Below are 23,268 nucleotides of genomic sequence, written 5' to 3'. Positions count from 1 at the left end.
CTTTCACTTCTATAAAGGGTATTAGTGTGATAATAGATAAGATAAAAAAAATCCGCCAGTTTGTAGAGGAAGACATTTGGCGGGTTCGAAAGGATGCTACCACCAAAAGACAATTTTGGTTGATCAGAATCTTTCGAATTTTTGTTTTGGCCATACGTCGCTTTTTGGTGGATGACTGTCAGGTTAAGGCTTCCGCCTTAACCTATTACTCCTTACTTTCGGTGGTCCCTGTGGTGGCCCTGGCTTTTGCCATTGCCAAAGGTTTTGGGTTTAGAGAAACCCTGGAAGAACAATTGCAGCAACGCCTCGTTGGGCATGAGGAGGTGGTGCATTGGGTGCAGGAGTTTGCCCTCAGTTATCTCGACAACACTAAGGGGGGCATGATAGCCGGTGTAGGAGTGGTGGTTTTGTTATGGAGTGTGATGAACATTCTGGGTAACATCGAAAAGTCGTTCAACGATGTGTGGGACGTAAAGACGCCACGGAGTATCGTTCGTAAGTTCAGCGATTACATATCCTTTGTGTTGGTAGCCACCGTTTTGCTCATGTTGTCGTCGAGCTTCATGATTTTCATTACCAATTCCATCGAAGTCTTTGATTTGGGTCGGGTAGCTACCCCCATTATTACCTGGGCATCGCCTTATATTTTAATATGGGCCGTTTTCTCCATCATGTTTTTGCTGATGCCCAATACCAAAGTACGGATTGCATCGGCCATTTTTGGTGGAATAATAGCCGGGTCGCTGTTTTTAGGGCTGCAATTTGCCTACATTACCTTTCAGGTAGGTATGTCAAAATACAATGCCATTTATGGTAGTTTTGCTGCCCTGCCCTTGTTTCTAATCTGGATGCATTCCTCATGGCTGGTGGTTCTTTTGGGGGCTGAGTTGTCGTACGCCCATCAAAACGAGAAGAGCTATGAGTTTGAGGCCGATACCCAGCGTATCAGTCACGATTACCGAAAACTGGTTAGTTTATTGGTGGTCAAAAATGTGGTTGATGCCTTCAAATCGCAACAGCCGGCGCCTTCAATGGCCGATTTGTCGGTAGATTTGAAGTTGCCCATTCGCCTGGTGTCTGATTTGTTGCGGAAACTGGAAGATGCCGGTGTATTGATTGAAGTGGTGGCGTTTGATGAAGAAAGGGAAATTGGATTTGCTCCGGCTTTTGATATTGATCAGATGACCGTTGCCAGTATTATTCAGCGCCTGGAAACTTCCGGAACGTCGGACTTCCATTTTGAGGAAACCGAAGACTATCAAAAACTCAGAGGCATTCTGGATCAATTTGGAAAAACCCAGGCACAGTTGGCCGACAATCGCCTCCTGCGTGATTTGTAGCCTTGTTATGGCGCCGGACAAAACAGAAAAAGCAGCCTACGCTAACGCACAGGCTGCTTTTTTATGGGGGACCGCACCAGCTAAGACTAATTAAACTCCTATTAAACAGGAATTTGAGTGCACCCGTATCGCGAAGATCCTCCGTATCCGAAGATAAACCCGAAGGTTGAGGCCTGTCCTTGAAACAGATAGCTTACTCGGTATGTTATTAGTGTTGAGTTTAACAATCACCAGCAGCTGATGCGGTTTCTTTTATGTCAATGATCGTGCTACAAAGATAAGCTTTTGCTCTGCCCTGTGCAAGGTTCTGCGGGCTATTTCGGAGGGCTTTTTCTATTTGCCTTTGCGCCAGGGAAAAGAGCCATAGCCCCGCATGACCGACCGCGAAGGGAATACCCCCTGATTGGCAAAGCGGATGTCCTCAATGGTGTAGAAAGCCCTGGGGTTGTACTCTTTGATGATCTCAGACACTTGCTTGTAATCGCTGCGCTTAATTACGCAGTAAATGATGTTGACTTTGGAGCGACTGCCCATGGCTTCGGTAGAGGTAACCCCAAAGCCATCGTTGGCCAGGCGCTTGATAAGGGCATCGCCCAATTCGTGCGTGATGATGCGCATATTAACAAAACCCAGTGCCAGGCGTTCCTCAATTAAAAGGCCCACGTAGTTGCCCACCGCAAAGCCTCCTGAATAGGCTATGTAATACAACCAGTAATCGAGGTTCTGAATAATCCGGCTCATGGCCAGGAGCCAAATAAAGACCTCGAAAAAGCCCAGTATGGGAGCCAGTATTTTAAATCCTTTAGAAACAAAAACAATGCGTAAGGTTCCTATAGTTACGTCAGCTACACGTGCCAAAAAAATTAAGAGGGGTATGATGACCCAGGTAATCCAGAATCCTTCTGCCAAATCCATAAAAATTACTTTAGTGCGGCTTCAAAAGCCTTTTTGTTTACAATGTAGCGGCAATGTGCTCCAATGGCTACTTCGTCGTGATTATGGTCAAATACGGCAATGTCGAAAAAGAGCTTGCGCTTTTCAATGTACTTAAGATGCACAATGCAACGTACTTTGTGCCCCACACCAACGCCCTTAATGTGCTTAATGTTGATTTCAGAACTTACTGTATCTTCCGTTTCACTGAGGTAGGGAGCCAGCAGATTGGCCACCGCTTTTTCGATAAAGAAAATGAGGGCCGAACTCGACAAGGCGGCAATACCGGATGTGGCACGGTTAATGGCCAAATCCCTTTCTTCTACCATTTTCTCCAGGGTAAGTCGCAGTCCCTCCTCCAAGGTATTGGTGCTCATAGTGTACCAGCTTTGGTTGCATATGCAAGGGGGCCTTTTTGCCCCCTCCTTGAGTAAATTTAGTGCTTTTGTGCAGAAATACCAAGGATATTCAGCCCCTTAAAACTCCGAAGTAAAATGAAACTCGATGTCTTTAAAACTCTCCTGAGCCATTTGCAGCATGTACGAAGAGTCGGCCAGAAAAACATCCCGTCCGTGCTTGTCCTTGGCCATAAACTGCACCTTCCGCTTTTTGAAATCCTCGAGTTGGGCCTTATTGGTTGAGCGAATCCAACAAGCTTTGTAAAGGTTAATGGGTTCGTAGCGACAGGAGGCTCCGTATTCGTGCAGCAATCGGTATTCAATAACCTCAAATTGCAATTGTCCCACCGTGCCAATGATCTTGCGACCATTAAACTGATTGGTAAACAACTGGGCCACGCCCTCGTCCATCAACTGGTCGATGCCTTTGGCCAGCTGCTTCGATTTCATGGGATCGGCATTTTCGATGTAGCGGAACAGCTCGGGTGAAAAGCTGGGTAAGCCCTTAAAATTGAGCACTTCTCCTTCGGAAAGGGAATCGCCGATTTTGAAGTTGCCCGAATCGGGTATGCCCACAATGTCGCCCGGAAAAGCCTCGTCGATGATCGATTTTTTCTCAGCCATAAAGGCGGTGGGACTGCTGAATTTCATTTGCTTGCCCAAACGGACGTGCTGATAGTTGGTGTTGCGCTGAAAATGGCCGGAGCAAATCTTGACAAAAGCCAGTCGGTTACGGTGGTTGGGATCCATATTGGCGTGAATCTTAAACACAAAGCCGCTGAACTTATCTTCGTCGGGTTGTACAATGCGTGATTCGGCCTGAGAGGGGCGGGGCGAGGGCGCAATTTTTAGGAAGGCATGCAGGAGCTCGCGCACCCCAAAGTTGTTGAGCGCACTGCCAAAAAATACCGGAGCCAGCTCTCCCTTGAGATAAGCTTCCTTGTCGAACTCCGGATACACACCCTGTATCAGTTCCAACTCGTCACGGAGAGACTCCGCTGCATTTTCTGGAATATGTTCCATTAAAGCTTTGTCGTTGATGTCCTTAAATTCAATGCCCTCTTCGAGCGACTGCTTGTTGGGGGTAAACAGATAGAGGTTTTCCTCAAAGATGTTGTACACCCCATTGAACTCGGTGCCGCTGCCCATGGGCCAGGCCAGCGGACGTACCTTTATTTGGAGCTCTTCTTCAATTTCGTCGAGAATGTCAAAAGGATCGCGGCCCGGACGGTCCAGCTTGTTTACAAAGACCATCACCGGCGTTTTGCGCATGCGGCAGACTTCCATCAGCTTGCGCGTTTGGGCTTCCACCCCTTTGGCCACATCCACCACCACAATTACACTGTCTACCGCCGTGAGCGTGCGAAAGGTGTCTTCGGCAAAATCCTGGTGACCCGGTGTGTCCAAAATATTGACCTTATAGCCCTCGTAGTCAAATCCCATTACTGAGGTGGCCACGGATATACCCCGCTGTTTTTCAATTTCCATGAAGTCGGAGGTGGCCGTCTTCTTAATTTTGTTTGATTTTACCGCTCCGGCCACGTGAATGGCACCCCCGAAAAGCAGCAGCTTTTCGGTCAGCGTAGTTTTACCGGCATCGGGGTGACTGATGATGGCGAAGGTGCGTCGCCGCTTTATTTCGTCTTTAAAGGTCATACCATATTTTTAAGGCTGCAAAAGTAAGGATTTTAAGGCAGAGCAAAAAGCCCCGGCGCACTTTTGCGCCGAGGCTTTAAAACTTTGCGAGAGTCCATTAAGGCTTTAAGCCTTAATGTCGATCATCAACTGGCCGTCTTTCACCAAGTCGTCTTCTTTTATGGCTATTTTGCTGACCACGCCCTTGCCTTCGCTGCATATTTCGTTCTCCATTTTCATGGCCGAAAGCACCACCAGGGGCGTACCCTCTTCAACGGCATCGCCTTCCTTCACTTTGAGCTTCACAATTTTGCCCGACATGGGTGCCTTAATGCGCTGGTGACTGTCTTTTTTAGCGCGACCGTTGCCCGCCAGGTTGAGGGCGGGCACCACATCAATGTTGTACGACTGGTACAAGGTATTTACCTTGTAATTGCCGGGTTGGTCGCTGCCAATCATTTCCATGTTGATGCTTTCGCCCTGGTGCAGAATGGAGTAAACCCCTTCTTCCACCTTTACAATGTCGAGTTCGTAAGTGCGGTCGCCCACCATAATGGTGAACAAATCGCCCTCTTTCTTAAGTATTTTAACGGCTTTTTCCTGCTTGCCTGATTTTACCAACATCTTCATAATACAAACGATTTAATAGGGGTTGTGGCGAAACAAACGACCAAAATTTTTCCAGTTGGACTGGTTGCCGGCCTTTTGGCCAAAGTCCATACGCTTGTGCTGCCGGTTTTGGAAATCGAGATAGGCCATAATCATAGCAATATCCTCGTACTGCGTGTTTTCTGTCTCGGGCTGCAAGAGCTGCTCCAGATTGTCGTCGATGAAGTGAGTGTTGTAGTTGCCCTTCACAAAAGCCTCGGCCTCCATAATGCGCTGCACAAAGGGGATGTTGGTCTTTACCCCGGTAATTTTGTACTCGTACAAGGCCCTTTTCATGCGTTTGATGGCCTCGGCCCGGGTGGGTGCCCACACAATCAGCTTCGAAATCAAGGGGTCGTAATACACCGGAATTTCGTAACCCTCGTAGGCATACCCGTCGGTCCGCACCCCCAGACCCAGGGGCTGGGTGATGTGACGAATGAGTCCGGGACTGGGAATAAAGTTGTTGGCAGGGTCTTCGGCATAAATCCGGGCCTCAATGGCATGGCCGCGTTGCGCAATGTCCTCCTGCTTAAAGGCAAGTACTTCGCCACTGGCCACCTTAATTTGCGCCTTTACCAGGTCGATGCCTGTTACCCTTTCGGTAATGGGGTGCTCCACCTGCAAACGCGTATTCATTTCCAGAAAATAGAAGTTGCGGTCCTTGTCCACCAAAAACTCCACGGTTCCTGCTCCCGAATAATTCACCGATTTGGCTGCCGCAATGGCCTGCTCGGCCATGGCGGCCCTGATTTCCTCCGTAATAAAGGGCGATGGGGTTTCCTCAATTACCTTTTGGTGACGCCGCTGTACCGAACACTCCCGTTCAAACAAATGCACCACATTGCCGTGATTGTCGGCCATAATCTGAAATTCAATATGGTGGGGTTCCAGTAGGTATTTTTCCATATAAACCGCCTCGTTGCCAAAGGCATTGCGTGCTTCGGAACGCGCCCTGAGCAGGGAGGGGAGCAATTCTTTTTCGGTCTTTACCAGGCGCATACCCTTTCCACCACCACCGGCCGAGGCCTTCAACATCACGGGGTATCCAATTTTCCTGGCCAGGGCCTTGATTTCGTCCTCCGATTCGGGCAACTGGTCGGTGCCCGGCACAATGGGTACCCCGGCCTTTTTCATCATTTCACGGGCCGTCATTTTGTCGCCCATTGCCGTAATGGCCTCGGCAGAGGGACCAATAAAAATGAGTCCCGCTTCCCTTATGCGGTTGGCAAATTCGGTGTTCTCCGACAAAAAGCCATAACCGGGGTGAATGGCATCGGCTTTTGACTCCTTAGCCACTTGAATAATCTTATCGATGTTGAGATAGCTTTCGGTGCTGGGCGCAGGCCCCAGTCGCCATGCTTCATCGGCATAGCGCACATGCATCGACGAACGGTCGGCATCGGAATAAACCGCCACACTTTTAAGACCCATCTCACGACAGGAGCGGATGATGCGAACGGCAATTTCGCCACGGTTGGCTACTAATACTTTTTTTATCATACGATGTGCTTTACCTAAACCCCAGGGAGCTGTATGCTTTAATCACCAAGGGACTCAGATGTGTAAATTTGTTAATAAAAACAGCTTGCTTCTAAAAATCTCCTAATAAACACGCATAAGCGCAACTTGTTTAATTAGAATACTTCCAAATAGGGTAATGCATTACCGAATTATTGAACAAAGGGAGGTCTTACTCCTTATATTTGTGTAGTTAAACCCTTTAAAAATAATAGTCATGCTGAATAAGAAAGTTGAAAAGGCACTGGTTGCCCAAATAGAAAAAGAGGGCTACTCATCGCATTTGTACCTGGCCATGGCCGGTTGGGCCGAAAGCAAGGGTATGGCAGGCATCGCCAAGTGGTTGTATGCTCAGGCCGATGAAGAAAGAGAGCACATGCTTAAGTTTATATACTACGTGAATGAGCGTGGCGGACGTGCCATTATCCCTGGTTTTGAGCAGCCGCCGGTCGATTTTGACGGCGTACAAAAGTTGTTTGAGCAGGTGCTGGAGCACGAGCGCTATGTATCCAAGAGCATCAACGATATTGTAGCCGTATGTCTCGAAGAAAAGGACTTTACCACCCACAACTGGATTCAGTGGTTCGTGGAAGAGCAAATTGAAGAAGAAGCCTCGGCCCAAACCATTTTGGATAAGTTGAACCTGGTGGGCAACGGCAGTTTGTACATGTTCGACCGCGACATTATGTCGATGCGCAGTGCTGAAGACACGGCCGAGTAGTATCGCCTTATTAAGTACAATTTAAGTTCCGTTAAACTCCTGAGCCGGCACAGCACCGATGGGAGAACAGAAACAGGCAGGATGGCTTTGATGGAAGTCGTCCTGCTTTTTTATTGCCACATTCGTCCGATGTGTTACTTTTGTAGCTTCAAACGAAAACAACGATAGTGAAGTTAGTAGCAAAAACATTTCATGGCCTGGAGCAAGTGCTTGCGGGAGAGTTGGAGGCCTTGGGGGCCACCAACATCAATGTGTTGAAAAGGGCCGTGTCCTTCGATGCCAATAAGGAATTGTTGTACCGAAGCAACCTGCAGTTGCGCACGGCCATACGAATTCTGCAGCCCCTTACCACCTTTAAAGCGCGCAACGACGAAGAGCTTTACCGTGCAGTAAAAGCCTACGACTGGTCGCCCTACCTGCGCGACGATCAGACCCTGGCCATCGATCCGGTGGTTTTCTCGCGTTTCTTTACCCACTCCAAGTATGTGGCCTTGAAAGTGAAAGATGCCATCTGCGATCAATTCAGAGACAAAAGCGGAAAGCGTCCTTCGGTAGATTTGCAGCGTCCCAATTTGATGATTAATGTACATGTGGCCGAGGACCAGTTTACGCTGTCGATGGACAGTTCGGGCCAGCCCCTGAACCGCCGCGGTTACCGCACCAAGGAGCATCCGGCACCCATCAACGAAGTGTTGGCAGCAGGTATGGTAATGCTGTCGGGTTACGACGGTTCACAACCCTTTTTAGATCCCATGTGCGGATCGGGCACCATTGTGATGGAAGCCACCATGATAGCTGCCCGCATGGCACCCAACCTGAAGCGGAAGGAATTTGGATTTATGCGTTGGAACAATTACGATGAAAGCTTGTGGAAAAAGATTTTCGACGAAGCCCAGGCTCAGGTACGTACCCCGCCCCAGCGCATCAACGGCAGCGATATGGCCCTGAGTGCCATTGATGTCTCGCGCCATTCGGCCCTGGATTTTGGGCTGAAGCAATACATCGATTTTGAGGTGGCCCCCTTTAACGAAGTACTGCCAAAGGGCAAAAACGGCATTGCCATTATGAATCCGCCCTACGATGAGCGCATGAAATCGAAAGACATTGTAATGCTGTATACCCAGATTGGCGATCAGCTGAAGCAGCGCTTCAGCGGCTGGAACGCCTGGGTCATCAGTTCCAATTTTGAAGCTTTAAAAGTAATCAGCTTAAAGCCGGCCGAGCGCCACACCCTGTTCAACGGCTCACTGGAGTGTCGTTTTCAGAAATTCGACCTCTACGAAGGCACTAAAAAGCGCAGGGTTCGAAATGCGCCCGACCATCATCCAAGCCAATCTTAAACTTTTTAAATCATGAGTAAAGTAATCATCAACAGCTTCGACGAACTCGAAAAGCTGGTAGGCAGTGAATTGGGTATTTCAGAATACCACGAATTTACCCAGGAGCAGATCAATCTTTTTGCCGATGCCACGCTGGATCACCAGTGGATTCATACCGAGCCCGAACGTGCCAAAAGCGAGTCGCCCTTTGGCGATACCATTGCTCACGGTTACCTGACCCTTTCGCTGTTGCCGCACTTGTGGAACCAGATTGTGGAAGTGAAAAACCTGAAATTGCAGGTAAACTACGGCATTGAAAAGTTCAAGTTCAACCAGCCCGTATTGGTAAACAGTCGCGTCAGGCTGGTGGCCCGCGTAATTTCGGCCGTAAATTTGCGGGGCGTTTGCAAAGCCAACATTGGGGTGAAACTCGAAATCGAGGGAAACCGTAAACCGGCTTATGAGGGAGAGATTGTTTTTCTTTATCACTTTTTGTAGTCTAAAAAAAACTTAGTTATGCGACAACTATGGATGGGAGCATTGGCTTTGCTGCTCACTTTTTCGGCTTGTGACGACGGTAAGGTCAATTTTTTTACAGTGGACCAGGATAAGGAGTTTGGCGAGGAAGTCTTTGCCGAACTTTCGGCCGATCCGGAGATCTATCCCATTTTGCCCCGCGAGGGAAATGAGGCGCTGTACGAGCGGGTAGAGGTCATTAGGGACGAGATTCTGGCTTCGGGAGAGTTGCGCCATGCCGAGACTTTCGATTGGGACATTTACCTGATCGACGACGATGTGCTCAATGCCTTTGCCATACCGGGCGGTAAGACTTTCTACTATACCGGCTTAATTCGCTTTCTGGATAATGAGGCTTCGCTGGCCGGGGTTATGGCCCACGAAATGGCCCACGTAGATCGTCGCCATTCTACCGCTATGATGACCCGTCAGTACGGTTACCAAACCCTTTTGGCCGTATTGTTGGGCAACAACGAAACCGTAGTGGGCGAACTGGCCGGCTCGCTGGCCCTGGGATTGGGGAATATGGCTTACAGTCGCGACAACGAGTACGAGGCCGATGCCTATGCCGTTAACTATCTGTACAACACCAAGTACGATGCGCGTGGCGTGGCCTATTTTTTCGAAAAGATGGGTGCCGAGGAGCAATCGCGGGTGGAGACCTATTTCAGTACGCACCCTTCGCCCGACGACCGGGTGGAAAAGATTCACCAGGAGCACCAGAAGCTGGGCGGAAAAGAAGGCGGCAAATATGAGACAGAGTACAACGAGTTAAAAACACTTTTGCCTTAATCGGTCCGGGTTTTTCTGTAAAACGGTTCTGTAGTTTTCGTAAATACAGTCCATCTTCGACAACAACAGCAGGGCAACAATCCTGAGTTTGAAATTTCAGACAGCAAAAAAGCATAAAAAGAGGGAGTCCCGGATTTTTGGGACACCCTCTTTTTGATTTCCGGCAGTTGTTCCGGATGCTCGTATATGCCTTATTCCAGTCCCAGTACCCCGGCACCCTGCTTAAAGCGGATGTCCACCGGAATGCCCGAAGCATTAATACGGTCCAAATCGGCCTGCAGTGCCTCCCGAATGAAGCCCTTTTCGGCCAACAACGCCTGCGCACCGTCGTAATCGCCATCGCCCTGCAGGGTTAAAATGCGCCGGGCCAGCTTGTCCACCGCCGCCTGCATTTTTTCAAAGTCCACCCGATAGCGACCGGTTTCGGCATCGCGACCGAAGGCGCCCTCTTCTTCAAAAAAGTAGAAGCTGAGCATATTGCTCTTTCCGTGGGCCGAAGAGGCACCGAAGCGCACAGAGCGGAAAATGCCGGCCATAAAGGTGACGTAATTGTCCATCAGCGCTCCTTCTTCCAATTCGCCCATTTCAACCAGCTGGCGCACCATTTGTAAGCCCAGAATGTCGGCCTTGTTTTCTTCAATGGTGCTGTACAAGTCCCGGTGGGCATCGCGCACCGTGCCTTTGTTGTTGATGGTGTTTTTAATGCCTAAGCCGTGGGCTACCTCATGAAACATGGTGTTTTCGAAAAAGGCATCGAAGGAGATGTGCGTTTGCTGATCGCTGGCGATCAATTTTTCGGCAATGGGTACCAAAATATGATCGAATTTGTAGCGCATGGCATTTTTCAACTGCAATTTGCGGCTGCCTTTTTCGAGGTGTACCACCGGATCGTTGGGCAGGTTAATGGCAATGGTTTTGCTCCCTGCATTACAGTCGCCCGCATAAAAAATGGCGTCGTAAACCCCCATGTCGCTGTCGCTGCCCGGTTGTTCCGCTTTGTAGGCTTCACTTACCGGTAAGCCCTGTTGCAGTTGCGGCAAAAGGGCCGTAAAACGATCGAGGCGTTGGCTCCATTCCAAATCCTTAATCAGTAAATAGGCCTCATGGGCGGCCTTGTAATTGTAGCGGGCATCTTCGTAGTTTTCGATGGGCCCCACCACAAAGTCGATCTTGTTCTCGCGTATATCCATCCAGGCCAGGTCGCTGGCCAAATAGTTGTCGCTGAGCAAGGCGTCGGCCCGCAGATTGAGGTAATTCTTCAAGGGTTCGTACTCGGCCAGCATGGCCGCTTTACGCAGCAATTCGGCCGCTTTTTGGTGCTCTTCGCGGTAGGCCACACTGTAGGGTACGGTCTGGAGCTCGCCCGCTTCGTTGCGGCGTACCAGGGTGTAGAGACTGGTTTTGTCGATGGCCTTGAAGGCCTCAAATTCTTCGTCGCTCATGTCGGCTGGATAGAAATTTGCGCCGGCTGGCTTGGGACCCACGCCCGGCATAAAGGGCGTATTGTTGTTCAGGCGTTCCCAGGGACCGTAATTCAGGTGGATGAAGGCACGGGTGGCTGCATCGTCGACCGAAGCCAACAGAGCTTCCTTATCGCCATAGGCCTGGGTCCAAAAGATGTTGTCCATTAATTGTGCGGCCTCCAGCAGCAAGGGCAGCATCTGCTTCTCCTTGGCACTGAGGTGACCCAGATCGGTGGTCAGTTCTACTTCTACAAAGCGATCTACTTTCATTTGCATGGGATTCTTGTTTTCCGTTTGAGGTTGGCAAGCGCTGAGCCATCCGGCCAATGCCAAAAGACCAAGGCCTGCAAGTCTGTTTTTTTTCATAGCCAAATAGTTTTACCGCACCACCATTTCGAAATTATGTCGGGCTGCGGCCGGGTTGTTCTTGCAAAGTTAATAATTTCGGGTGGACTTGCTTAAAAGTTCGCTTTGCGCTAAATTGATATTATTTAAGACAGGTGCTATATGGGCTATTTCGAACCACAAATATTGTTGGTCGACGACAGCAAGGTTAATCTGGAGATATTGAAGGACGTGCTGAAACGTTATCGGCTGATGACTGCCAGCAGTGGGGAAGAGGCTTTGCGGTTGGCCGGTGACCTGCATCCCGACCTGATTCTTTTAGATGTGGTGATGCCGGGTATCGATGGCTACGAAACCTGTCGGCGTTTGAAACAAACGCAGGCAACCGCCAGTATTCCCGTTGTGTTTTTAACGGCGCAGACCGAGGCAGCGTACATCATCAAAGGCTTTGAAGCCGGTGCGGCGGATTATATTCCCAAGCCCTTTAACATACCGGAATTGCTGGCACGGGTTAAGAATCAACTGACCTTAAAAATGGCACGCGATCAAAACGGCCGACTCATGCAAAGGATTGAGGCGATGAACAATCAGCTCACTGCCAGTCTCCGTTACGCCCGCAAAATACAAAAAGCCAGTCTCCCTCGCGATCACTACCTGCAGACTTTGTTGCCCGAGCATTTTGTTTTTTTGCAGCCCAAGGATATGGTCAGCGGGGACTTTTATTGGGTTGGTGAGGTCGGTGATCGGGTGGTGGTGATAGCCGCCGACAGCACCGGGCACGGTGTGCCGGGTGCTTTCATGAGTATGTTTGGCATGGCCTTGCTCAACCAAATTGTAGGACGCCAGCAAGTCCATTGTCCCGCTGTCATTCTCGACCGCCTGCGGCAACAGGTCATCGCCTCCTTTCAGCAAACCGAAATCAGTGAAATAAAGGACGGTATGGATATTTCGGTGGTGAGCATTCATCCGCCCAGCTGCACCCTGGAGTTTGCCGGCGCCTTCAATCCCCTCTACCTGGTGAGCAATGGCGAATTGCAGGTGGTTCCGGCCGATTCGATGCCCATTTCCATTGGCGAAGTGGATCGTCCGTATAAGAACCACAGCCTCAGCTACCGGCCGGGCGACTGTCTCTATTTGGGGTCAGACGGCTATGCCAGTCAGTTTGGCGGACCTTTCGATAAAAAGATAAAAACCTCGGGACTCAAAAAGTTGATGTTGGAGTACGCGCCTTTGTCGATGGCGGAGCAAAAGCAGGCTTTTTCTCAGTATTTTGAGGACTGGAAGGGCAGGGCAGAGCAGATCGACGATGTGCTTTTGCTGGGGATACGCCTGAAATAAAGCAGAAGCCTGCTGAAATCAAAGTGTCGAGTCAGCCCCTTGTGGATGTTCCAGCCTCGATTCAAGGCCATTTTTGCCTCAATTTTTGTAATATTGCAGTACGTCTTAAGCTATTTTTATGTCATACACCTTACAAATAAACAGCACCAGCATGGGTGCCGGCAGTCAGGAATTGGGTGAAATGCTGCTGCGCTCCTTTCTCAACAATCTTTCTACCCTTGAAGAACTCCCCACAAGCATAGTGGTTTACAATGCAGGGGTGGGACTGGCCCAGGTGGGCAGCGACACGGCCGGGGCCTTGCAAAAAATGGCCGATAAAGGTGCGGAAATTCTGCTTTGCGGCACCTGCATCGATTATTACGGTCTGCGCGATAAGGCGCTGGTGGGACAAATCAGCAATATGGCCACCATTACGGATCGCCTGTTGAAGGCCCCTAAAGTAGTAAGCTTGTGAATACCTATTTCGACAATTCCGGTACCTCCTATCCCAAGCCGCCCCAGGTGGCTGAGGCCATTGCACGCTACCTGACGCACGAAGGAGGCACCTACGGCAGGGCCGCCTATCCCAGAGTTTTTTCGGCCACCGCCAAGGTGGAAAATTGCCGTGACCTGCTGGCGCAGAAACTGGGTGTGGGCGACCCCGCCCACCTCAGCTTTACCGCCTCGTCCACCCTGGCCTTGAATACCCTTATTAAGGGCCTGGATTGGAAAAAGAAAGGGCAGGAGGGAAAGCGGCGCGTGTTGGTCTCCCCCCTGGAGCACAATGCCGTTATGCGTCCCCTTACCCGTCTGAGTCACGAACTGGGACTGCAATTGGAGCAGTTGCCCGCCCTAAAGGACGGCAGCATCGATGTAGCCGCCCTGTCTAAAGTGCCCCGTGACGGAATTGCTCTGGTGGTGGTGAACCACCAAAGCAACGTAAGTGGCCTTATTCAGCCCCTGGCCGAGATCGGCAACTGGTGTGCCGAAATCCCCTTTCTGGTAGATGGCAGTCAGGCCGTGGGGCATTTCCCCATGCAACTGGAGGACTGGGGGGTAGATTTTTATGCCTTTACGGCGCACAAGGGATTGTTGGGACCGACCGGACTGGGTGGTTTTTACGCCCGGGAGCCGGACTTGCTGCAAACCCTTATTGAAGGGGGCACCGGCAGCGCGTCGGACAGTTACGACATGCCCCTGAGCATGCCCGACCGCTTTCAGGCTGGCACGCCCAATATGGTGGGTATTGTGGGCCTCCTGGCTGCGCTGGAACATGCGCCGCTGCCCGACTCCGGGCAGCAAGCGCAATGGTGGCAGCTGATTGAGCACCTGAGGACTTTGCCCGCCTACCGCGTGCTCAGTGCCAACCATGCCGCGCAACAAGGCAGTGCTTTTTCCGTAGTGCACCAGCACAAAAGTCCCTCAGAGCTGGCCCAAAAACTCTTTGATGATTTTGGTTTGGAAGTCCGCCCCGGCCTCCATTGCGCCCCGGCCGCCCACCGCTTTTACCAAAGCTGGCCCCAGGGCAGCACCCGTTTTGCGCTTTCGGTCTATCACAGCGCTGCCGAGCTCGACTACCTGGCCACGGCACTCGAAAAATTGGCACAGCCATGGTAGCAGACGCTGCGTTTTCTGAATCCGTATTCACCTTTAAAAATGTACGCGAAGTCATTAAGGCCGAAGCATTGTTGCGCCGTCACGGTTTCAGCTGCAAGGTGGTGCCCTTGCCCAAAGCCCTTTCTTCCGAATGTGGTATGTGTCTGCAGCTGCCTGCAGATAAATATGCTTTGGCCTTGGCCATTTTGCAGCAAGAGGGCCCTTTGCCTTTTCGTTAAGTCCTGCCTTAAGTGCCTTTTATACGGTGCTTAGATGATCTGACTTTGTTTTTGTTTAATCGAATAAATTAACATATTGTCTGAATAATAAACACAGTTGAATTATGTGAAAAAGGGCTTGACAAGCCTGCCCATAGTGTTATAAATTGCATCTGTTTACAGTGATTGCTTACCCCAGGCAATTCTGTGCTTGTGGATTTATTTTACATCTTATAGTTTTTAGTAAAATAAAGCGACCCCGCTTTAATTCATTCATTCACTAAAATAAGGAGGTACACTATGAGCAGAGTCAGTATTAACGGCTTGTTAAAGCCTAAAACAGCAACTACCGCAGCCAATGCATATTTGGGGCATTTTGTGAAAGTGGGGTATCAGCAATTGATCGAGGGGAACCCCATTTATTCATTGGATCGGGTAGAGGTAGCAGAAAACGGGAGTTTTCGGTTTTTCCTGCCCAAAGGAGAGTTGTTGAGTGAGCAAAGCATTAAATTGCAGGTGTATGCGCCCGATGGGCAGTTGCTGGGCAGTCAAATTTACAGCTATGGCAGTCTCTACCCGTCCGAAATTGATCCCAGTGCCCAGGACAACAGCAAGGCATTTGAGTTGGAAGTTGATCCCAAGCAAATAAACTTTGGCGATGCCGGACCTGTTGCCAACAGTCACAATAAGATTACCGGCAAGCTGGTTGATTTATCGGGCAGCAAAAAGGTAGGCGGTTTGCAAGTGCTGGTTATGGCCGCAACCGATGCCCATGCCGAGGTGGGAAGCGAGGATTTTTCGGCTGTTTTCTCCGCATTGACCGATGCCGGCGGGTATTTTTCGGGCAAAGTTAAAAACACCAGTTATGGTAAGGCCTATGCCTGCATTGCCGGTCTCGAAGGGCACTTTATTCCCTTTGAACTGGACGATCAAAAGATTCCCGCTCAACTCTTACTGGTAGCCGATTTAACAGACCTTCCCGAAGGTGTGGCGGTGTCAGCCGGCACACCCAATCAACCCGATGGCGTAGATCTGGTTCGCAATCCTTCATTTTCTCAGGATTTGGGCGGGCGTTGCATAGATTTTACCGTCCCCAACCGTACCCTGGAGGAATTCAGCTTTTACCAAACCGTACGTACCACCGAGCCCGAAATTAAGGGGCTGACCATTAACGCCTCTGAGACCAGAAACCTGAAAGTGCAAATGCTGGAGATTTCTGATGAAATGTTTGCCGTGTTTGGACGGCTTAAAGAATCGCTTAGTTCGATGCATTTGGTAGAGTACACTGTGGACGAAGACGAAACCCAGGGTAATTTGAGTACCTACATCAGTCATGAGGATGCTAAAAAGGCTGCAATTTCGGACATCTACCAGAAACCGGTTTACCGATTGAAGGTGGCCTCGGGTTTAAGCCATCTTAAAATGAGTACCAGGGACCTTGGCTTTGAGAAAAAGGGACTTGATTTTGTGGGGGTGATTAACATTCTGGCCGAACAAGGGAAGCGCAAGCAAAAACTCGATGATTTGCACCGAAAACTGGCTGCAGCCTATTGCGGAAAAAAAGGTTGGCAGGAAGCGGGCGGCTTTTGCGATCAGTATGTGGCCATAGACGTACTTAACCGGGAAAAAGTTAACGCTCTGCTGGGTCACATAAAAAAATACGATAAGTTTGTTTCAGTTAATGCGGCTCTGGCTAAGAGTTTCAAAGGTTTTGGCGAAGATGCCGAGGCCATGCTGAAGTTAAAGACGGCCGATTCGGGATTGCTGTCGGTAATGAAAACCCGAACCGAAAAGCTGCTGGCAGATGTTGATGTAAAAACCACCGAATCGCAAGACCAGGAAGAGTTGTTGGGCTACCTTCGGCGAATGGTTAAGGAATTGGATCAGGCCGTGGCCGGGGCCTATGATTTTGAACCCTGTCCACCCCCAAAAAAGATTGAAACCATAGGCATCATGTGTCTTTTGCAGGAATTTGAGCAAACAAGAGACCTGTTGCGGAATAAGAGCGTTTTCACCTTGGGTGAAATCTATAAATTACGGGCCAATTACGAGAAATACGCCGCCAGTATACGTTCCTTTCTCAGTCTCTTAGACCAGTACTACAGCTTTTATCATTCGGGGCCCAAGATGTTTTTAACCTTGGAGAACGACTATTTTATTGAGCAGTATTCACAAATCAAGAGCGCACTCAACAACCTAAAGCGACAAGTCGGTCAGGCCACCCGAAAAATTGAGGACATTGAGCGAGCCTACATCAACAATCACCCCGGCAGGCGGGAGCTGACTGTTGAGTATGGTGTGGATTGGGACGAGACGCCAACGGTTTATGAAAACACCACCATTGCCCACGGCCATATTCTGCATTTTAAACAGGCCTGGAAAGCCGATGGCTACTCCCTGGGCGATTTATTGTACAGTCTGCCCCTGGCTCCCTGCCAGGAAAAGCAAATTGCCATCATCGACTGGGACCGTTCCGAAAGGGCAGCCCGTACCGAGTCTCAGGATGTATCGGAAGCCATGCAGGCCGATATTTCGCACGACAGGGACATCAGTGAAATCATCTCCTCCTCCTTTAGGGAAGACATCAGCGCCAACTCTTACAATAAAACCAAGAGTACCAGTGCCGGTCTGGGGGGAGGCATTTTTGGGAGCATTGGCGGTCTGTTTGGTGGCGTTGCCCACTCCGGGGCCACCTCGTCCTCCTCGGCCAACCAAAACTCCGCCCGCTCGCTCAGCGCCAGTTCGCTGAGTCGCTTGCAGGACAACGTTTCGCAGTCGGCTTCGTCCCTGCGCACCCAGCGCAACACCGTTATTCAAACAGTCGGGCAGAATGAAAATATGACCGTTCAGACCGAAGTGGTACGCAACAACAACCACTGTCACGCCCTTACCGTAGAGTACTTTGAAGTGCTGAAGCACTATGCCATTGAGCAGCGCCTGGTAGATGTACAGGAGTGCTTGTTTGTACCCCTGCCTATGAGTGTTTTCGATCATGCTAAAATACTGCGCTGGAAAAACACCCTGCGTCGGGCCGTTTATGGGGCCCAATTACAACGAGGCTTCGATGCCATTGAGCGCATCGCCAATAATTATGCCGATTCGGATTTGCCCACCGGTACGTATGCCGATGAGCCCATTGAAGACCTCTATGGCAATTTCTCCCTTACTTTTGATTTAAAGCGCCCCTACATCAGCGAGATTGATGAAGCCACTAAAACGGAAACCATTGTTTTAAGCAATCATTTTCCGTGGTTTTTTGGCGCCATGAAATGGTCGATCGACCGGGAAGTGCCACTGACCGAGTCCGAAAAGGATGCACTGTTTGAACGGGACTTTGCGCCCGACATCGTACGCAGCTTTATCGACAAAATTGAAGTCTACGCCATTGACGGCAATGGCACAGAAGTGCCGCTTGAATTGGATTTTACCCTGCTGTCGACCTATCGGCGAAATGTGCCCCTGCAAGTGAGCATTGCGCCCAAATCGATTCCCACGCTCAGCCGCAGTAACATTAAGCACCTTCGATTTAGGGCCGGCACCGTTGTTAAGCCCGAGTCCAAAATAATTTTGCGCAGCTTTTATTTGTATTATCGCACCCGTCATTTGAGCGAATCCATCATTCGTAATGCCAAGGTTAACAACGATGTAATCAACACCGTTGAAGTACAAATCTCTTTTCCCGCTATCCAGATTGTACAAAAAACCGATGCGGCCTTGTTGTACACGCCCATGAATGCCCGTGAATTGAGAAATCCCAGGAAGGAGGACCGGGAAGCAGCCAATGCACTCACCAATTTCCTGAATGAACACATGGAAATGGCCCATAAAGCCATTTGGTCGGCCATGGATTCCAGTCGCCTCTTTGGTTTGCTGGATGGCTACATAGCTCCCAATTCGGGCAGCAGAAGTGTCGCCAGCGTGGTCGACAATAAAATTATGGGCATAGTTGGGAACAACCTGGTGTTGAAAGTCGTTCCGGGCGAACGGTTGGATCCCGTATTTAAAAATGTTGAGGACTTGCTGGCTTATTACCAACCTACCACCGAACCCGATCCCTTCCGCATCAGCGTACCCACCAAAGGCGTTTATGCTGAAGCCGTATTGGGCAGGTGCAACAGTTGCGAGGTAATTGATGAGAGTCGCCATTGGCGCTTTGATGAAGCACCATGTGGGTGTTCAGGTGCTACCCCCATTCAGCCGATATCCACCGACAGCAGAAGGTCCGATACCGGCGATATGCAGGTGAAAGACCTCCCGTCCAGCATCATCAACATGCAAAACGCCCCATCGGCACCCGATCCTACCGGTCTGGGCGCCGCCTTTAGTCTTCTGGGACAAAGCAATGCCTTTAAAGACATGACCGGTTTGGCCGGCACACAGGCCAATGCCATAAAGGCACTGGAAACCACATCTAAGAGTGTGACCGATTTGGCCGGAATGGCGGTTGACCTTAAAAAGCAGGAAGCCATGAAAAAGGACATTGACCGTACCATGAAATCCATTCAGGAGGCAGAAGGCAGCGGACAAATTACCAAGGAGCAGGCCAATCAGTTGCGCATGAGCGCCCTCGGGGCTTTGGTTGGTGAGCCAACCAAACGCAGCACCGCAACATCCAGCACCAACGATGTTAAAGAGCTCACTAAAACCGCTGGCGAAAACAAAGCAGCTGTTAAGGTGAACAAACCCGGCGGCGAGCAAATCGAAGTAGATGCACGCATCCCCGATTCAAGTGCCAATGCTGCAGTCGGCATTCAACTATCCGCAGCCACAGGCACGGCCGAAAACCGCGCTTTTAATCCTTCCATTAACGACAAGTCGGGATGCATAGAGTTGGAAGCCCTGGTAAGCAACGCCCCGGCAGGCGCCACCTACCGCTGGTCGGCCGCCAATCCGCAGAACATCATTGTAGAGCAGGGCAACACCACCCGCGCCCTTATTAAAGCCCTGCGACCCGGAAGGACCGATGTGCGCTTTGAAGTATTTGACAACGGCGGTGCTCTGCTGGCCAGTAAATCTTTTGGTCTTTCGGCCCCCCAGTTTGTGACAGTAGGAGAGGACCAGTCCGCATTTGATGGCGTATTGGCCGATTACATGATGGACGATGTTAAGGAGGCCGTGGTGGAACATGCCAAACAGGTGTGCGACCATCTGTTGAACAAAGCCAATGTACGCACCATTTGGCAGCTGGGTGGCTATAATGAAGCCCTGCCTGCACATTTGCCCGCCGGCCATTTCACCAAAGCCACCTTCAGGGGAAATCCGCCCAAGCCTAATTTACTGGGCGAAACCAAAGGTCCGGGTGGTGCTGCCGTACTCAACGAAATCATCGAAATTTACCCCGGAGCCTACGACGATCCCATTCCCGTTGGCGATAAAAACGTAGATGTTGATGTGGAAACCCAGGCTTTGGTTATGCAGCTCAAGTCCGCCAACTTCACCGATGTGGCACTTAAACAATTTGCCATTAAAGTATTTGGTCGCCTGTTTGGCGAAACACTTGCCCACGAAATTGTGCACAGCCTATTGTGGATGGTAATTCCCACCGGTCACAACGCCCCGACAGTGCCCAATGATTTGATGAACAACGGATTTGAGAGGCATTTTAGCCAGCGTACCGGTATTGAAGACACCGCCTATACCTCGCCGGTTGAGCCCGATAACTTTGTAGATCATGGCATCGCTGCCATTGGTGGACTGCAAAGCACCAACCAGAGCCGGATCGACAACCACTTTCCGGTACCCTCTGCTTTTAAGTGATTTTTTGGGGTGGCTTAGGTTTCAGGGTGATCTGCTTGCAGGTCACCCTGATTTTATTCCAAAGTATCCAGTATTTCAAATTTGAAATTAAATACCCCACCTGTTCGAAATAAAAAAATCATAGCCGTCCTCACGAGGGCTGTAGGAAATGGATGTCATAACTTGCTCTTTTTTTAGTTATCCAATTATACGGTCTAATATAGCTATAAATGAGCATGAATGATTTTGAAATACGTGACTACGGGGTAAATTTTTGTTGCTGCGCTTAAGTATTAGCACATGCTGCAAGATAATAGCATTTTGATGTGCGTTTTTTGTTAGGTTTTAAGAGGAGCAACTACTAGGTTTGGTAGATTTTCAGAAAAGGAAAGTTTCCCACTTAAATATCAGAAAAGAAACAAGGTAGTATCTTTTTTTATCGGTAAGTGGTAGCAGTTGATATCCTTGTTAAAATGCATCGTCGGATTGACCATTTGGCTGGGCACATGGTGGCTGACAACAATTTTGTGTTTGGCCTTTGATTCGTACAAGTTGGTGGAAGCGCTTTCTTTATGAAATATTGCACTGTGATAGTGCAATTATTTACAAAAAACGCACTGTTGTAGTGCGTTTTTTGTAAGTTTGTATAAATAAATATCATCAAAATGGAGCAACTATTTGTGATCTTTCGCAAACTCGTAAAAGAAACAGATACCAGTTTCTTAAGATATAAACATGCTGATATTAATTGGAATAATCGCATGATTGGACTTACCGGGCCAAGAGGTGTAGGGAAGACTACTCTTATTTTGCAACACATTAAGAAAAATCTGAATCCTGCCGATACTTTATATGTTACTACAGAAGACTTTTATTTTGCTGATAACCGGCTGCTTCATCTGGCTGAGGCTTTTGCAAAGCGAGGGGGAAAGAATCTTTTTATCGATGAAATTCATAAATATCAGGATTGGTCAAAGGAACTAAAGCTGATTTTTGACTATCATCCTGATTTAAAAGTTGTTTTTACTGGTTCTTCGGTTTTGGATTTGAAAAAAGGATCTTCTGATTTGAGTAGAAGAGCTGTTATGTATTACATGCAAGGGCTTTCGTTTCGGGAGTATCTGGAACTTTTCCATCAAATCACGACTTCTGCCTATTCACTGGATGAGATATTGAACCATAAAGTTGAATTGCCGGAAGTAGAGCATCCATTGCCTTTGTTTGAGGATTACTTAAAAACAGGATATTATCCTTTTGCGCTGGACGACGATTTTGAAATACGCCTTCAACAGGTGGTAAATCAAACCCTGGAAACGGATATTCCCATGTATGCCGGTATGAATATGGCTACCGGACGGAAACTGAAACAGCTGTTGTCAATAGTAGCACATAGCGTGCCTTTTAAACCTAATATGACCAAAATTGCTGCGTCTCTCTCTTCAAGCCGGAACAATATTGCTGACTATTGCCTTTTTATTGAAGAAGCGGGAATGATTGCGCAACTGAGGAATACAACCGGCGGTATTAGAGGACTTGGAAAAGTGGATAAAATCTATCTGGACAATACCAATCTGATTTATAACCTGGCCAGTAAAAATGTCAATACGGGCAATGTCAGAGAAACATTTTTCTTTAATCAACTAAGGGCAAAACATGATATAATCATGTCTCCGGTTGCCGACTTTTTAGTGGATAATTATACTTTTGAAATAGGTGGCAAGAACAAAGGTATGCGACAAATTCAGGAGGTTGAAAATGCATTTGTAGTTAAAGATGATATTGAACATGGCTTTTTGAATACGATACCGCTGTGGCAGTTTGGGTTTTTGTATTGATATAATACTCCCCATTCGTTGGACAGAAATGTTTTTGAAACTAATGCTTAAAAATACGCCGTTATGGAAAGTCTTTTTGATCAAATTAAAGGTCATTTATTGGAAAGTCCTGAAGCAGGTAAATATGGGACCATAGAGAGCTTTAAAGCCGGGTTTCCCGTGGTATATGGTAGTGCAGATTATCCTGAAACGCTTGATGAGAACGGGAATATTGTTGTTCAGCAGTTACCGGATGGGAGCAGATCCCTGGTGGATGTCGATCTCGAAACCAAAGCACTTACGATGCTTAAATCGCTGACTAACCCTGATTTGAAATAACTGATGGTCATGAATAACAGCCCATTTTTAATACTGGTTACCGGGCCCAATGGTGCCGGTAAAAGCACGTTGGTTTTGGAGTTATTCGCTAACAACATATTCCCCAGTGAACTTCCCCTGGTTAACCCGGACATTATTGCCTACGAAGAACAGGTGACTCCGGTGGTTGCCGGCCGAGAGGCGTTGAGGCGGCGGGAGGAGCTGCTTCAGCAAAAGAAAAACTTCATTCTGGAAACCACCTTTTCGGGAAATTCAGAAATGAGGTTGATCCATAAAGCCAAAGCACAGGGATATCAAATAATGCTCCATTTTGTGTCACTCGAAAGCAAAGCGCTATCTATAGCCAGAATAAATATGCGGGTTGCCAAAGGTGGTCACGATATTCCGGTAGCAGATGTCCATCGGAGATTTGAGCGTTGTTATGCCAATATGCATAAAGCCCAGCCACTGGCCGACAGTTTTTTCCTTTATGATAATTCGGGCCTAAAGCGGAATACTCTTCTGATAACACGAGAAAAGGTAGTGCATCATAAATTTGAGTGTTATGAGGGGCGTCTCAAGGAGTATCTATCAACTTATTAGCCCTTACTGTCCCAAATCAATATAGGCAGAGTGTC

The 23,268-nt window shown here is 49.0% G+C and carries 19 protein-coding genes; 13 read left to right on the top strand and 6 right to left on the bottom strand.

Annotation, left to right across the window (positions count from 1 at the left end; genetic code table 11):
* Positions 1 to 26 precede the first annotated feature (26 nt).
* On the top strand, positions 27 to 1,340 hold the full coding sequence (locus B4W65_RS10905) for a YihY/virulence factor BrkB family protein (RefSeq protein WP_240509552.1): 1,314 nt from the start codon (positions 27 to 29) through the stop codon (positions 1,338 to 1,340).
* Between the two features lie 333 nt (positions 1,341 to 1,673).
* Here B4W65_RS10905 and B4W65_RS10900 read toward each other — a convergent pair whose 3' ends face one another.
* The 5 genes from B4W65_RS10900 to accC form a co-directional block, all read right to left on the bottom strand.
* On the bottom strand, positions 1,674 to 2,255 hold the full coding sequence (locus B4W65_RS10900) for a DUF2179 domain-containing protein (RefSeq protein WP_088655196.1): 582 nt from the start codon (positions 2,253 to 2,255) through the stop codon (positions 1,674 to 1,676).
* A gap of 5 nt (positions 2,256 to 2,260) precedes the next feature.
* On the bottom strand, positions 2,261 to 2,650 hold the full coding sequence (locus tag B4W65_RS10895) for a thioesterase family protein (protein WP_088655195.1): 390 nt from the start codon (positions 2,648 to 2,650) through the stop codon (positions 2,261 to 2,263).
* A gap of 99 nt (positions 2,651 to 2,749) precedes the next feature.
* Positions 2,750 to 4,327 (bottom strand): peptide chain release factor 3, encoded by a 1,578-nt coding sequence (locus tag B4W65_RS10890; RefSeq protein WP_088655194.1) that lies wholly within the window; start codon positions 4,325 to 4,327, stop codon positions 2,750 to 2,752.
* A gap of 105 nt (positions 4,328 to 4,432) precedes the next feature.
* A complete protein-coding gene (locus B4W65_RS10885; protein WP_088655193.1) occupies positions 4,433 to 4,936 on the bottom strand; it encodes an acetyl-CoA carboxylase biotin carboxyl carrier protein subunit in 504 nt (167 codons plus the stop codon).
* 12 nt (positions 4,937 to 4,948) lie between these two features.
* The gene (gene accC / locus B4W65_RS10880; RefSeq protein ID WP_088655192.1) at positions 4,949 to 6,457 is read right to left on the bottom strand and encodes an acetyl-CoA carboxylase biotin carboxylase subunit; all 1,509 of its coding nucleotides are present in this window, start codon (positions 6,455 to 6,457) and stop codon (positions 4,949 to 4,951) included.
* A 235-nt stretch (positions 6,458 to 6,692) separates the two neighbouring features.
* Between accC and B4W65_RS10875 the strand changes: the two genes are divergently transcribed.
* The 4 genes from B4W65_RS10875 to B4W65_RS10860 all read left to right on the top strand — a co-directional run bounded on the left by B4W65_RS10875 (position 6,693) and on the right by B4W65_RS10860 (position 9,823).
* Positions 6,693 to 7,196 carry a ferritin gene (locus B4W65_RS10875; RefSeq protein ID WP_088655191.1) on the top strand — a complete coding sequence of 168 codons (504 nt, stop codon included), beginning with the start codon at positions 6,693 to 6,695 and terminating at the stop codon, positions 7,194 to 7,196.
* A gap of 167 nt (positions 7,197 to 7,363) precedes the next feature.
* Positions 7,364 to 8,536: a THUMP domain-containing class I SAM-dependent RNA methyltransferase gene (locus B4W65_RS10870; protein ID WP_088655190.1), complete on the top strand. Its 1,173-nt coding sequence runs from the start codon at positions 7,364 to 7,366 to the stop codon at positions 8,534 to 8,536.
* 12 nt (positions 8,537 to 8,548) lie between these two features.
* A complete protein-coding gene (locus B4W65_RS10865; RefSeq protein ID WP_088655189.1) occupies positions 8,549 to 9,013 on the top strand; it encodes a MaoC family dehydratase in 465 nt (154 codons plus the stop codon).
* Positions 9,014 to 9,031: 18 nt separating this feature from the next.
* Positions 9,032 to 9,823 carry a M48 family metalloprotease gene (locus B4W65_RS10860; RefSeq protein WP_088655188.1) on the top strand — a complete coding sequence of 264 codons (792 nt, stop codon included), beginning with the start codon at positions 9,032 to 9,034 and terminating at the stop codon, positions 9,821 to 9,823.
* A 191-nt stretch (positions 9,824 to 10,014) separates the two neighbouring features.
* Here the strand turns inward: B4W65_RS10860 and B4W65_RS10855 are convergent, their stop codons facing one another.
* The gene (locus tag B4W65_RS10855; protein ID WP_088655187.1) at positions 10,015 to 11,652 is read right to left on the bottom strand and encodes a Zn-dependent hydrolase; all 1,638 of its coding nucleotides are present in this window, start codon (positions 11,650 to 11,652) and stop codon (positions 10,015 to 10,017) included.
* 141 nt (positions 11,653 to 11,793) lie between these two features.
* Between B4W65_RS10855 and B4W65_RS10850 the strand changes: the two genes are divergently transcribed.
* From B4W65_RS10850 to B4W65_RS10815, 8 genes are all read left to right on the top strand, one after another.
* Positions 11,794 to 12,969 (top strand): PP2C family protein-serine/threonine phosphatase, encoded by a 1,176-nt coding sequence (locus B4W65_RS10850; protein WP_088655186.1) that lies wholly within the window; start codon positions 11,794 to 11,796, stop codon positions 12,967 to 12,969.
* A 118-nt stretch (positions 12,970 to 13,087) separates the two neighbouring features.
* Entirely contained in the window at positions 13,088 to 13,423 is a 336-nt protein-coding gene (gene yedF / locus B4W65_RS10845; RefSeq protein ID WP_088655185.1) for a sulfurtransferase-like selenium metabolism protein YedF, read from the top strand.
* Positions 13,420 to 14,565, top strand: coding sequence for an aminotransferase class V-fold PLP-dependent enzyme (locus tag B4W65_RS10840; RefSeq protein ID WP_088655184.1), 1,146 nt, complete (start codon positions 13,420 to 13,422; stop codon positions 14,563 to 14,565). The genes yedF and B4W65_RS10840 overlap by 4 nt, the downstream gene beginning before the upstream one ends.
* Complete coding sequence (locus B4W65_RS10835; protein WP_088655183.1) at positions 14,559 to 14,783, top strand: DUF3343 domain-containing protein; 225 nt, start codon at positions 14,559 to 14,561, stop codon at positions 14,781 to 14,783. The genes B4W65_RS10840 and B4W65_RS10835 overlap by 7 nt, the downstream gene beginning before the upstream one ends.
* 279 nt (positions 14,784 to 15,062) lie before the next feature.
* Positions 15,063 to 20,519 carry a hypothetical protein gene (locus B4W65_RS10830; protein WP_088655182.1) on the top strand — a complete coding sequence of 1,819 codons (5,457 nt, stop codon included), beginning with the start codon at positions 15,063 to 15,065 and terminating at the stop codon, positions 20,517 to 20,519.
* Between the two features lie 644 nt (positions 20,520 to 21,163).
* A complete protein-coding gene (locus tag B4W65_RS10825) occupies positions 21,164 to 22,333 on the top strand; it encodes an ATP-binding protein (protein WP_088655181.1) in 1,170 nt (389 codons plus the stop codon).
* A gap of 63 nt (positions 22,334 to 22,396) precedes the next feature.
* Positions 22,397 to 22,651 (top strand): hypothetical protein, encoded by a 255-nt coding sequence (locus B4W65_RS10820; protein WP_088655180.1) that lies wholly within the window; start codon positions 22,397 to 22,399, stop codon positions 22,649 to 22,651.
* Between the two features lie 9 nt (positions 22,652 to 22,660).
* Positions 22,661 to 23,233, top strand: coding sequence for a zeta toxin family protein (locus B4W65_RS10815; RefSeq protein ID WP_158522839.1), 573 nt, complete (start codon positions 22,661 to 22,663; stop codon positions 23,231 to 23,233).
* Positions 23,234 to 23,268: the final 35 nt, after the last annotated feature.

It is taken from the genome of Geofilum rhodophaeum, from assembly GCF_002210225.1.
GTDB classification, from domain to species: domain Bacteria; phylum Bacteroidota; class Bacteroidia; order Bacteroidales; family Marinilabiliaceae; genus Geofilum; species Geofilum rhodophaeum.
Note: the sequence above shows the minus strand (reverse complement) of the source record. Positions and strands in the feature narration are given on the sequence as shown.